Annotated in this window: 12 protein-coding genes; 7 read left to right on the top strand and 5 right to left on the bottom strand. The window is 65.5% G+C overall.

Features of this window, described 5'->3' with window-relative positions:
• Window positions 1-48: 48 nt before the first annotated feature.
• From M2339_RS02110 to M2339_RS02090, 5 genes are all read left to right on the top strand, one after another.
• On the top strand, window positions 49-1,449 hold the full coding sequence (locus tag M2339_RS02110) for a leucyl aminopeptidase family protein (protein ID WP_264587655.1): 1,401 nt from the start codon (window positions 49-51) through the stop codon (window positions 1,447-1,449).
• A gap of 91 nt (window positions 1,450-1,540) precedes the next feature.
• Window positions 1,541-2,446, top strand: coding sequence for a C40 family peptidase (locus M2339_RS02105; protein WP_264587656.1), 906 nt, complete (start codon window positions 1,541-1,543; stop codon window positions 2,444-2,446).
• Window positions 2,443-3,369: an N-acetyl-gamma-glutamyl-phosphate reductase gene (gene argC, locus M2339_RS02100; protein WP_264587657.1), complete on the top strand. Its 927-nt coding sequence runs from the start codon at window positions 2,443-2,445 to the stop codon at window positions 3,367-3,369. The genes M2339_RS02105 and argC overlap by 4 nt, the downstream gene beginning before the upstream one ends.
• Before the next feature lie 235 nt (window positions 3,370-3,604).
• Entirely contained in the window at window positions 3,605-4,135 is a 531-nt protein-coding gene (gene msrA, locus M2339_RS02095) for a peptide-methionine (S)-S-oxide reductase MsrA (protein WP_264587658.1), read from the top strand.
• Between the two features lie 97 nt (window positions 4,136-4,232).
• Complete coding sequence (locus M2339_RS02090; RefSeq protein WP_264571045.1) at window positions 4,233-4,454, top strand: hypothetical protein; 222 nt, start codon at window positions 4,233-4,235, stop codon at window positions 4,452-4,454.
• A gap of 54 nt (window positions 4,455-4,508) precedes the next feature.
• Here M2339_RS02090 and M2339_RS02085 read toward each other — a convergent pair whose 3' ends face one another.
• Both M2339_RS02085 and M2339_RS02080 read right to left on the bottom strand, forming a co-directional pair.
• The gene (locus M2339_RS02085; RefSeq protein WP_264587659.1) at window positions 4,509-6,299 is read right to left on the bottom strand and encodes a glycosyltransferase; all 1,791 of its coding nucleotides are present in this window, start codon (window positions 6,297-6,299) and stop codon (window positions 4,509-4,511) included.
• Window positions 6,300-6,668: 369 nt separating this feature from the next.
• On the bottom strand, window positions 6,669-7,625 hold the full coding sequence (locus M2339_RS02080) for an L-threonylcarbamoyladenylate synthase (RefSeq protein ID WP_181560350.1): 957 nt from the start codon (window positions 7,623-7,625) through the stop codon (window positions 6,669-6,671).
• A gap of 164 nt (window positions 7,626-7,789) precedes the next feature.
• Between M2339_RS02080 and M2339_RS02075 the strand changes: the two genes are divergently transcribed.
• Complete coding sequence (locus M2339_RS02075; protein WP_181561485.1) at window positions 7,790-8,611, top strand: ATP-binding protein; 822 nt, start codon at window positions 7,790-7,792, stop codon at window positions 8,609-8,611.
• Window positions 8,612-8,743: 132 nt separating this feature from the next.
• Here M2339_RS02075 and M2339_RS02070 read toward each other — a convergent pair whose 3' ends face one another.
• Entirely contained in the window at window positions 8,744-10,111 is a 1,368-nt protein-coding gene (locus M2339_RS02070; RefSeq protein WP_264606136.1) for a PQQ-dependent sugar dehydrogenase, read from the bottom strand.
• Window positions 10,112-10,184: 73 nt separating this feature from the next.
• Entirely contained in the window at window positions 10,185-10,367 is a 183-nt protein-coding gene (locus M2339_RS02065) for a hypothetical protein (RefSeq protein ID WP_181561599.1), read from the bottom strand.
• Between the two features lie 225 nt (window positions 10,368-10,592).
• Between M2339_RS02065 and M2339_RS02060 the strand changes: the two genes are divergently transcribed.
• A complete protein-coding gene (locus tag M2339_RS02060) occupies window positions 10,593-10,802 on the top strand; it encodes a hypothetical protein (RefSeq protein ID WP_264587661.1) in 210 nt (69 codons plus the stop codon).
• Between the two features lie 101 nt (window positions 10,803-10,903).
• On the opposite strand, the gene M2339_RS02055 is transcribed toward M2339_RS02060, so the two are convergent.
• A complete protein-coding gene (locus M2339_RS02055) occupies window positions 10,904-12,589 on the bottom strand; it encodes a long-chain-fatty-acid--CoA ligase (RefSeq protein ID WP_264587662.1) in 1,686 nt (561 codons plus the stop codon).
• Between the last annotated feature and the right edge of the window lie 7 nt (window positions 12,590-12,596).

The raw sequence follows: 12,596 nt of genomic DNA, 5'->3' as shown, positions 1-12,596 counted from the left end.
GATCAGCCGGCGCTTGCCGAGGCCCCTCGCGCACTCTAACCCTGCATTATGACGGACCCAGCCGATCTCGTGCGCCCCGACACGGGCCAGACCGCCCATCTCATCCATCTCATCGATGCCGCCAGCCATGAGCAATGGCTCGCCGGACGGACCGAGCGGGAACGCGCCGCGCTCGTGGCGCAGAATTACCAGCCAAAGGCCTATGCCCACGCCATCCTGCCCGGGGAAAAACCCGATGCATGGAGCGTGGTGACATATGTCGCCAATGTCGACTCGCTCTCCAGCTGGTGCCTTGCCAAATTACCGGGCGTGCTGCCCGCCGGAACCTATCGCCTGGCCGAGCGGGAGCCGGGCCCGGCCATCTTCGGCTGGATGACGGCGCAATATCGCTTCGAGCGCTACAAGGCGAAGCCGGCGGCCAAGGGACCATGCGTTCTGCTCACCGGCCAGCCCGGCGCCATTGACGGTGCCGCCGCGCAAGCCCGCGCGACGGCGCTTGTGCGGGATATGGTCAATACGCCGACGGCCGAAATGGGACCGGACGAGATCGAGGCGCAGACGCGCGCGGTCGCCGAACGCCACGGCGCGACCATGTCGGTGACGCGCGGCGATGCGCTCGAATCGGGCTATCCGATGATCCACGCCGTCGGCCGCGCGGCGGACCGGGCCAATGCGCCCCGGCTGATCGAGCTGGTCTGGGGCCGCGAGGAGCATCCCCGCGTCGCGCTGGTCGGCAAGGGCATCACCTTCGATACCGGTGGCCTCGATATCAAGCCGGCTTCCGGGATGCGCCTGATGAAGAAGGACATGGGCGGCGCGGCCCATGCGCTGGCGCTGGCGGATCTGGTGATGGGCGCAGGTCTGCCGGTGCGGCTGCACCTGCTGCTGCCGGTCGCCGAGAACGCCATCGCCGGCAATGCCTTCCGCCCCGGGGACGTGCTGCGCAGCCGCAAGGGCCTGACCGTGGAGATCGGCAATACCGATGCGGAGGGAAGGCTGGTGCTGGGCGATGCGCTGGCGCGCGCGGGTGAAGACAAGCCCGAACTCATCATCGACTTCGCCACGCTGACCGGTGCGGCCCGGGTCGCGCTCGGCCCGGACCTGCCTGCGCTCTTCACCAATGATGATGCGCTGGCGGCCACGCTGGCCAGCTGTGGCAGCGACGTGGACGATCCCCTCTGGCGCCTGCCCCTATGGGCGCCCTACAACGACCTGTTCAAGAGCGACATCGCGGACCTCTCCAACAGCGGCGAAACGCCTTTTGCCGGCGCCTCTACGGCAGCGCTGTTCCTCCAGCGCTTCGTGCCGGACAAGACCCTGTGGGTGCATTTCGACACCTTTGCATGGCGGCCGACCGCCAAACCGGGCCGACCCAAGGGCGGCGAGGCGTTGGGCCTGCGCGCGACCTTTGCCATGCTGCAAAAGCGCTACGGACAGTCGGGGGATTGAGCGATCCGGGCGTCGGCGCCGGGGCCCGGGATGCACCGTGGCGGTCGGGTATCCCTTGACCTTTCGGCCTGTTTTGCCGCAGGGGGCGCCGATGAAACAGACCATCGCCGGGACTAGCGTGGCGTCGTCGCCCGAACGCAAGAGCGTGAAGCTGGATGGGACATCCCGCAGCTACGATCCACGCGTGCGCGCGATCCGGCCCGATCTGGCCGATGTGGCCCTCGCCGATCTGTATTTCGCGCCGCATTATGCCGCGCCGGTGCCGCGCAGCTGCGTTGTAGCCGCCACGATGCTGCGCGCCGCACCGGACGTCGCCGCAAGCGCCGTGAGCGAGCTGCTCTATGGCGAGAGCTTTCACATGCTCGATGCCCGCGCCGGCTGGGCCTGGGGCTATTGCGGCCATGATCATTATGTCGGCTATGTGCCGCTGGATGCGCTGGGCGAACCTGTCGACTCCAGCCATGTCGCACACGGCATCACGCCGGTGTTCGCGGCGGCCGATATCAAATCCTCGGTGCAGATGCTGCTGCCCGCCGGTGCCAAACTGGCGGGTACGGTGCAGGGCGATTTTCTCGCCATCGCCGAAGGATTTGTCCATCAGCGGCACGTCCGCACTCTCGCGGATGTCGAGAGCGACTGGGTTGCCGTCGCGGAGCGCCACTTGGGCGTGCCCTATATATGGGGTGGCCGGGGTTTCGGGCTCGATTGCTCGGGGCTGGTGCAGATCGCTCTGGCTGCCTGTGGTATCAACGCACCGCGCGATACCGACCAGCAGGCCGAGGCCGTCGGCGAGGCGCTGGGCGACAATGCGGCGCTCCGACGAGGCGACATCATCTTCTTCCCCGGTCATGTGGGGCTGATGGTGGATGGCGAGCGCCTGATCCATGCCAATGCCCACGCAATGGCCGTGACCATAGAGCCGCTGGACGATGTCGTCGCGCGGCTCCGCGACACGCATGAGCAGCCGGTGACAGGCCGGCGCAGGATTACGACATGACAAAGATTTTCATTGACGGCGCCGCCGGGACCACCGGCATCCAGATCCGGGACCGGCTGGAGGGGCGCAGCGAATTCGATCTCATCACGCTGGGCGATGCCGCCCGCAAGGACGATGGCGCGCGCGCCGAAGCGATCAACGCCGCCGATATCGTCATCCTCTGCCTGCCGGATGATGCTGCGCGCCAGTCCGTGCAGATGATCGCCAATGATCGCACGCGGGTGATCGACGCCTCGACGGCGCATCGCGTGGCCGACGGCTGGGTGTATGGCATGCCGGAGGTCTCCGGCCATGATGCGGTCGCGAAAGCCCGCTTCGTGAGCAATCCCGGCTGCTATTCGACCGGCTTCATCGCGCTCGTGGCGCCGCTTGTGCAGGCCGGGATCATCCCCGCCGAGACGCAGCTCACATGCAACGCGGCCTCCGGCTATTCCGGCGGCGGCAAGGCTATGATCGCCGAATATGAGGGCAGTGATGGGGCGCCGAGCGCCTTCCGCACCTATGCGCTCGGCCTTGGCCACAAGCATGTGCCCGAAATGCAGGCCCGCTGCGGCCTGACGCATCGCCCGCTGTTCGCGCCGGCTGTCGTGCCGGTCTATTCCGGCATGATCGTGGACGTCCCGCTGCATCGCGATCTGTTGGCCAATGGCGCGGATGCCGGCACCATGCGCGCAGCACTGGCCGAGCATTATGCCGGCTCGCCGATCATCAGCGTGGCGGATGGCTATGAGGCGGCGACGCTCCCCATCGAGTTGCTGCGGGACAAGGACATCATGCGCCTGTTCGTCTTCGCGGATGAAAGCAGCGCGCAGATCCGGCTGGTCGCGGCGCTCGACAATCTCGGCAAGGGGGCATCCGGCGCTGCCGTGCAGAACCTCAACCTGATGGCGGGCCTGCCGGAGACGACGGGGCTGCGCCTTTAGGCAACGGCCAGCGGATTCCCGTTCCCGTTCGTGTCGAGCGAAGTCGAGACACTTTGCCACTGTGCTTGACGTGTCTCGACTTCAGCTTGCAGCTGAAGTTTATCCTGAGCGCCCGCCTGCGGGCAGTCGAAGGGCTCGACACGAACGGCAGGTGGACTGGGCGCGCCCCTTTGCACCCCGCCACCGACTTCCTATCTTTGAGGCAACACACCCCTCCTCGAAAGGACGCCCCCTCATGAGCGCGACTGCAACGCTGGCCGGCGGCTGCTTCTGGTGCACAGAAGCGGTCTATCAAAATCTCGCAGGCGTCGAGTCCGTCGAGAGCGGCTATATCGGTGGCAGCAAACCCAACCCCACTTATGAGGAGGTCTGCTCGGGCAGCACGGGCCATGCCGAAGCAATCCGCATCACTTATGATCCGACCGTGATCGGCTATGGCGATCTGCTCGATATCTTCTTCGCCACGCATGACCCGACGACGCTGAACCGGCAGGGAAATGACATCGGCACCCAATATCGCTCGGCGATCTTCCCGCACGATGCCGAGCAGGAGGCCGAGGCACGCGCTACCATGGGACGGGCACAGGCGGACTGGCCGAACCCTATCGTCACGACGATCGAGCCGCTGGCCACCTGGTATCCGGCCGAGGATTATCACCAGCAATATTGGGATCGGGTCGGCGACCGGAACCCTTATTGCATGGCGGTGATCCCACCCAAGCTGCAGAAGCTGCGCAAGGGCTTTGCCGACCGCCTGCGAAACTGAGGGGAAACGGCGGCCATTCCGGCGCAGCAGGCTTGCGCGACGGCGGGAAGCCGCTCAGACAGTGCTCCTGTCCCTGATGGACATTGGAGAGGCTGCCATGGTTCGACCTGCCCTGCTGATCGCCGCGAGCGTGCTTGGACCGCTCACCCTGCAGGGCTGCGTCGCCCGCACGGCCTATAAGGTGGCCAAGGCGCCGGTCGATGCCGGTGCGAAGATGGCTGACTGGGCAACGGTCAGCGGCGATGAAGCGGATCGGGAACGGGGTCGCGAACTCCGGCGCAAGTGCAAGGCGCGCTACGACCCTTATTATTGCGAATGAGGCAGGAGGGCAGGAGGGCAGGATTAGCCGCCCTCCCCCGCGATTTCCAAAAACTCAGCTTTCCCAGACGCGGCTGACGGCCACGCGCGCATCCCGCGGAATGTAGCGCGGGCGAGACGGCCGGGGCGCCGGGCGGGAGGCACGAATGGCCGTCGCCGCCATCAATGGCGCACAGAAGAAGCGCAGGGCCAGCGACACGAAGCCGATGAAGCTGAGGAGCGCGACGCCCGTGCCAAGCAGCCCGATGGCAAACAGGCACAGCACTGCCACGGCGAGTGACGCGCACCCTGCGATCGTCTCTGGCCGGGTCGCCGCGAAAGGCGATTCGTCGGCCAGTCCGGCGAACTTGGGCGTGCGCCGCCAGGCGAGCGGGCGATTGGAGAGGCCGGCAATGCCTGCGACCAGCACGACATAGCTGAGCGAGGCGCGGGCGATCTCGCCCCACACCATGGCGCCAGTGTCATAGCAGCCGGACAGGCGATAGCGATGCACGAGCCGCACCCACCATGTCGCCGCACCGATGAGCATCAGCAGACCGGCGATGGACGGCACCTTGACCGGCTCCATAGCGCCGATGGCCAGCCCGACGACCATGGCAATCATGCCCCCCACGCTGACGACGAGCGCGGCCAGCGTCTGCAACGGCGCGAGGCAGCGCACGACTTCCAGCAATTTGGTCCAACCCGGCAGTGGCGCGGCAAAGGGCGCCGGCAGGAACAGGCGCCAGTGACGACGCAGCTGCTGCACCGGACCCGCCGTCCACCGGAAGCGCTGCTTCTTGTAATCGTCGAAGGTCTCGGGGATCAGGCCGCGCCCAAAGGTCTCGCCGAAATACAGGCCCTCATAGCCGACCTTGCGCAAACGGACGGAGACTTCCGAATCCTCGGTCAGGCACCACTCGGCCCAGCCGCCGGCTTTCACCAGCGCATCCTTGCGCATCAGGCACATCGTCCCGATGGTGAAGGCGCCGCCATATTCACTCACGCCGGGGTAATCGACCTTGTTGACGGGCATATATTCCCAATAGCAGGCACTCAGATAGTCATTGCCCTCATAGTCGCGATAGTCGTGGGGCGTCTGAATATAGCCGAGCTTCGGATCGGCGAAGAACGGTAGCAAGCGCGAGAGGAAGTCGTTGCGGGAATAATAATCGGCGTCGATCACGCCGATGATCTGCGCATCGGAGGCGGTCTGCTCGAGCAGGAAATTGAGCGCGCCAGCCTTGGCGCCGGGCAGCGGATCGACATGGAAAAAGCGGAAGCACTCCTTGCCGAGCTTAGCGTTGAGGCGCACGCAATGGGCTTCCAACGGCCTCCAAAGAGCTTCGTCCTTCGTATTATTATCGCAGACCAGAACTTCGAAATTATCATAATCCTGGGCGGCGAGGCGGTTCATCGTCTCGATCACGATCTCGGGCGGCTCGGCATAGCAGGCGAGGTGCAGCGAGACCTTGAGATGCGCGGCTGCGGGATCGGATGAGGGGATCGCCACAGGCAGGCGCCAGCGCTCATGCGTCAGCACTGCTTCGCGCGCCACGCTGGCGATGAGATTGGCGAGGAAGGCGAACAGCGTCAGCCCGAGCGCGGCGAAGGCCAGCACCATCAGCAATGGCGGCAGGCCGGCTTCGAGAATGAACAGCGTGCCCCACAGGCTCGTCATCACGCTGCCAAGCCCGGCGCCAGTCAGCCAGAGGATGCCCGGCATGCTGAAGCGCACGAGATAATAGCGCGCGATTGCGACCAGCGTGATCGCGGCGAGGAAGATGGGGATGACCGAGCCGATCTGCCAGGTCACCAGCGCCGTGGCGAAAAGCGCGCCGAACGAGGCGCCCAAAAACTCGTGCACTTCCTCGGAAACCGGCCGAGAAATACGATGCGGCGCAGAAACGGCACGAAGTGTCAAAAGTGCAGCCGCAAGTGTAAAAAATGCAACGAAGATCAACGAAGAATCGAGATCAACTCTGGATAAGGCGACCAATTATTCAGTCCTCCGTTTACTGCCGACACGCCAACTGGATTTGCCGCGTCCGTGCATAACGCATGGATTTGACAATCGAGCCTTCACGAACTCTTCAAAAACCGCAAACCAGCCAGCGGCAAACCGTGCATGAGCCGCCGCTGCCTGCCACATGTGCGAGATTCGCGAGGATGGCCAGCGGTCGATCGCCCCCGCCCGTCCCGCATATTTTCGACCGACTCACTGCTCAGGCCGACCTCACGCAGCCGCGCGCCGCAGACGATCGTTGATGGCAAGGCCGAGCCCTTCAGACGGGATCGGCGCCACCGAAATGCGCGCCGCCGCGCTCTCATCCGCCTCGTGCAGAGCGGCGAACAGATTGGCGGCGGCTTCGACCACATCACCGCTCGGGCTGAGGTTGCGCTGGGATGGTCCCGGACCGAAACCGATGTGGAAGCTGCCCGGCGCAGGGTCCGTGCAGTTGAGCATCAAGGGTTTGGATGGCGCATAATGGCTTTCGAGTTGGCCGGGCGCGGTAATCCCTGCACTGGCTGCCGGTGCGCGCACCGGTCGTCCGGTGATCGCTTCGAGGCGCTCCGGGGTGACCGGACCTGGTCGCAGCAGGATGATCGCATCGTCGAGCGGCTCGACGATGGTCGATTCCACGCCATCGCTGGCTGGGCCGGCATCGAGGATGAACGGGATACGCCCGCCGAGGCTAGCCAGCACATGGCTGGCGCGGGTCGGGCTGATCGCGCCGGAGCGATTGGCCGAGGGGGCGGCCAACGGCACGGCCGCCGCGCCGATGAGCGCGCGCATTGCCGGATGCGATGGCAGCCGCACCGCCAGCGTGGGAAGACCGGCGCTGGCAAGCCCGGCGACGGGACTATCGGGCAGGCGCGGCAGGACCATGGTCAGCGCGCCTGGCCAGAATGCCTCGGCCAGCGCCTGTGCCGTGGCGTTGAACGACACCAGCTGGTGCGCCATCGCGACATCGCTGACATGGACGATCAGGGGATTGAAGGACGGGCGGCCCTTGGCCTCATAGATGCGCGCCACGGCGAGATCGTTGGTCGCATCGGCGGCGAGACCGTAAACCGTCTCGGTGGGCACGGCGACCGGTTCGCCGGCCATGATCAGCGCGGCGGCTTCCGCCAGCCCGGCGCTGTCATAGGCGCGAATACGCGTTTCGAGGGACCGGGTGGCGCGGGACATGTGCGGCCTATAGCCGCGCCGCGTGACACATTGAAGCGGCATGATAGCGTGGCGGCGACGGGGCGGAGACCGGTGCCGCCTGCCTTCGCGTCTTGACCTCGCGGGAACGGCCCGCCACGGCTCAATCCATGATGACCGAGGGAAATGCCATGTCCACACCGTCCATGGACGATGCGCTCGCGCGGATCGCCGCCGCGCTCGAACGGCTTGCGCCGAATGCCGCCGCCACCCCGGACCTGGAGGCCCATCCGGCCTATCGTTGGGATGGGAAGATACTGGTGCCCATCGAGGGCTTCGAGCCGATCGACTACGCCCTGCTGACCGGCATCGACGCGCAGAAAGAGGCTTGCCTTGAGAATACCCGTCGCCTCGCGCGGGGCCATGCGGCGCACGACATTCTGCTGTGGGGTGCGCGGGGCACGGGCAAGTCGGCCACGGTCGCCGCCTGCGTCGGCCAGGTGCAGAAGGAAGGGCTGCCGCTCGCTATGGTCGAGATCGCCACGGACGATCTGCGAAGTCTCGCAACGCTGTTCTCGCTGCTGCGCGCCGCGCGCCGTCCGATCGTCCTCTATATCGACGACCTTGGTTTCGACGGTGACTTCGGCGCCGATGCACGAGCGCTGCGCTCGCTGCTGCAGGGTGGCGCCAGTGCGCGCGGGAGCCATGTGCGGCTCTATGCGACATCCAACCGGCGCCACATCGTGCCGCGCTCCATGGGCGAGCAGGACGACCCGATCAATCCGCGCGACGTCGTGGACGACCGGATGGCCCTATCCGACCGGTTCGGTCTGTCGCTCGGCTTCCATGCGCTCGATCAGGATGCCTATGTCGCCATCGTGCGCCGCTATGCCGCCCGTTATGAACTGGACGTCGATCCACTGGCCGCGATCCAGTGGGCAACCCAGCGCGGCAGCCGCTCAGGCCGGGTCGCCTGGCAATATGTCGTGGAACTGGCCGGGCGGGCGGGCATTACGCTCGACCGCTAAGCGATGGTGCCGAGACCACGATGAAAACTGTGCTCCTGCGAAAGCAGGAGTCTAGGGCGGGTCTTCTCTTCGGCTGCTCCCTGGGCTCCTGCTTTCGCAGGAGCACGGGGCTTAATCAGTTCTGTAAAAGGCTCAGGAGGCGGGCCCGCGCTCCGGCGTCGGCGCGGCGGCCGGTTTTGCGGAATTGCTCACACGCCAGATGATCCCGCCGACATCGTCACTGACCAGCACCGATCCATCGGCGGCCACGAGCACGTCAACCGGCCGACCCTGCGCCTGCCCGTCCTTGTTGAGGAAGCCGGTGAGAAGATCGACAAGCTTGCCCTGCGGCCGGCCGCGATCGTCAAAGGCGACATAGGAGACCTTGTAGCCGCTGGGCGGCTTGCGGTTCCAGCTGCCATGCAAGGCCACGAAGGCCCCCTGATTGAACGGCGCGCCAAGCGCGGACCCCGGCGTGAAGGCCAGGCCCAGGGGCGCCGTGTGCGTGCCCAGACCAAAGGCCGGGCGGCGGGTATATTCGCGCAGATCATCGCGCTGCGGCTGCACGCGCCGGTCGACATAGCCGCCCCAGTAATTCCACGGCCAGCCGTAGAAGGCCGCGAATTCAACGTCGGTCATGTAATCCGGCACCAGGTCCGAACCCAGCATGTCCCGCTCGTTGACGACCGCCCAGAGTGAGCCGGTCCACGGGTTCCACGCCAGATCGGTGGGGTTGCGCAGGCCGCTGGCGAAGATATTCGCCTCGCCCTTGCGCGGATCGATCTCCAGAATGGCGGCGCGATAATCCTCCGCGTCCAGCCCGTTCTCGGCGATATTGCTGTTCGAGCCGACGCCGACATAGAGCTTGCCGTCCGGGCTCGCTGCAAGGCTGCGCGTCCAGTGATTATTGGGCGCATTGGCGGGAAGATTGGCGACCTTGCGGCCTTCCACCCTAATCCGCGTTTCGCCCAGCTTGTAGGGGAAGGCCATCAGGCTATCGGTGTTCGCGACGTAGAGCGTCTCGTCGATCAGCGCCATGCCATAGGGCGAGTTCAGCCCTTCCAGCAGGACATGCCGCTGCTCGGCAATGCCGTCGCCATTGGTATCGCGCAGCAGCGTGATGCGATTGGCGGACACGCCACCAGCGCCGGCAAAGCCGATCAGCTTGCCCATGATCCAATCCTGGATGCCGCCGGCTTTGCGGGGCGGGCTGTTGGTCTCCGCCACCAGAATGTCGCCATTGGGCAGGCGCAACATCTGGCGTGGGTGATCGAGACCGGCCGCAAAACGCTGCACGACGAGACCACGCGCGGCCACCGGCGCGGCGCCATCGGCCCAGCCGACTGGCTTGGCGATCATGACGGTGGGGAGGATCTGCTTGCGCGCCGGCGTGAACTCGGGCTCGCGCCCTTCGAGCGCGGTTTCCGGCAGGCGCGCGACATCGGGGCGCGACAGATAATAGAACACGCCACCCGCGATGAGGATCAGCGCGGCGAGTGTCAGCAGGATGATCTTTTTCATGGCGACGATCTTACGGCTGCACCTGCCTTGACGCAACAAGCCGAGCGGCCATGCGCGCCCTTATCTGCGCGGATCAGCCCCGGCCCTTCAGCCAGATCGCGACAGCCACGATCACCCCCAGCGCAAGCCCGGCCAGAATGCCGATCGAGGGCTGCCCGGTCGCGATGCCGACGATCGTGCCAAGGAGAATAAGGCCTGCCAGCGGCGCACCGCCGCCCATGGGTGATTTGTCGCCTGGAGAATTCGGATCGGTCATGTCACGCCCATGCCATGTCCCGCGCCGCGATGCCAGCCGAACAAGCCGGCGGTCTTTGTCGTGCCGTAACTGGACAGATTGCTCCCGCGCGGGACTTGGTTAAGCCGTACTTAGCCAGCGTGTGGCGTCCGGCACGGATAGAGGGCGAAGCTGGCACGGTCCGTGAATGGATACAGCTGGACCAGAATGACTTGATTTTGCGGGGGCAAGGGATTCGAATATTGAATGCATCTTCCGATCATGGTCGACCGTCGGAGTTACGACGACGCCACCGCATTGATGCGCATTTTCGGCGATCACGCGGGCCTTGAAGCGGCTCAGCGCGCAGATCGCAGCCGCGATGTCGGCAACCACATCCGCTTCTGCCACTGGAGAGAGGTGGAGCGCGTCCTGTTTCTTCTCCAGGTCCAACATTGCGTGGGAACCGTCCATTGACAGCCGCGTTGAGGGAATGATGCGGCTCCCCGCAATTGCCGCTATCATCTCTCCCGGCTCATCCCTCAGTCCCCCCCAACGATGAGCCGGGAGAGAAACCCTCAAACAAGCCCCGCCTTGGCCCGCTCTTCCGCGACAAGTTCCTTGCGCGAGAGCTTTCCGACCAATGTGCGCGGCAGGCTCTCACGGATTTCAACCGCGCAGACGCGCTCATGCTTGCCGAGCTGCGGATTGAGCCAGTCCTTGAGACGCTCGCCGTCGATGTCGTCCTCCATCTCTGACCGCAAGGTCACGAACGCCTTGGGCACCTCACCGCGATAATCATCGGGAATGCCGATCACGAGCGCTTCCCGGACCGCGGGATGGCGATACAACACGTCTTCGACCTGGCTAGGGAAGACCTTGAAGCCGCCGACCGCGATCATGTCCTTGATGCGGTCGACCACGCGGAAATAGCCGTCTTGATCGATGGTGCCGACGTCACCGGTGCGCAGGAAACCATCGACGAAGACCTCCCGATCGGCATCCGGATTCTGCCAATAGCCTTGCATTCTTTGCGGGCCGTCAAAGGCGATCTCACCCGGTTCCCCCGGCTGGGCAAGCCGGGACGGGTCTTCCCGGTCGAGCAGGCGCACGCGCGTGCCGGGAATGGGCTGGCCGATCGAGCCGGTCTTGCCCGGCCCATCATAGGGATTGGCCGAGACGACCCCGCTGCTCTCCGTCAGCCCATAGCCTTCGACCAGCCGCGCGCCGGTGGTCGCCATGAACCGCTCCTTGAGCGGCAGCGGCAGCGGCGCGCCGCCGGAAATGCAGACGCGTAGCGAAGAGAGGTCGGCTTTGGCGAGATAGGGGCTGTCGAGCAAAGCCTGGAACATCGTCGGCACGCCCGGGAGCGAGGTGACGCGGGTCCGCTGGATCGCCGCGATGACCTGCCGGGCATCGAACCGCGGAAGAATGACGATCTCGCCGCCGCGAACGACCGTGCGATTGAGCACCGCGGTGTTTGCGAACACATGGAAGAAGGGCAACGCACCCAGAATGCGGTCCTCAAGGGCATGCCAGGGATCGAGCAGGTCGATCTGCCGCGCATTGGCCGAAAGGTTCTGGTGGGTGAGCATCGCACCCTTGGGCCGCCCGGTGGTGCCACCGGTATATTGCAGCAAGGCAAGGTCGCGCAGCGGATCGATCGACGGCAGGCTGGAGGGATCATCGCCCAGCAACGAGCCGAACGAGAGAATGCGCGGATCGGAGGGGACATGGTCGTCCGCCGACCGCTTGAACAGGCGGTAGAGCAAGGATTTGCCCAGCGGCAGGCCACCGGCGACGGAGCCGACCACCAGCCGGTCAATGCAGGAGCAATCCAGCACGGCGCAGGCATTGCCAAACAGCGGTTTGGCGGAGATGGTCACCAGCAGGGTCGTCCCGCTGTCCTCGGCCTGATGCGCCAGCTCCTCGACCGTATAGAGCGGCGAGAAATTGACCGCGATGGCGCCGGCCATCATCGCGCCATAATAGGCCACGACGTAGTGCGGGACGTTGGGGAGGTAGAGGCCGACCCGATCGCCGGGCTGGACGCCGAGGCCGATCAACCCGGCCGCGAAGCGCCGTGCATTGCGGTAGCACTCGGCATAGCTGAACTTGCGCCCGTAAAAATCAAGCATCGGGCGGCTGCCGTCCTGCTCCACGGCAGATCGCAGCATCTCCGGCAGCGATAGCGGGGCAAAGTCCTGCGCCCACGCAACGGGGTGATCATAATGGTCCTGCCAGGCGGGTTTTTCGCTCTCCATACGGAGA

Source organism: Sphingobium sp. B2D3C (assembly GCF_025961835.1).
Lineage (GTDB): Bacteria > Pseudomonadota > Alphaproteobacteria > Sphingomonadales > Sphingomonadaceae > Sphingobium.
Note: the sequence above shows the minus strand (reverse complement) of the source record. Positions and strands in the feature narration are given on the sequence as shown.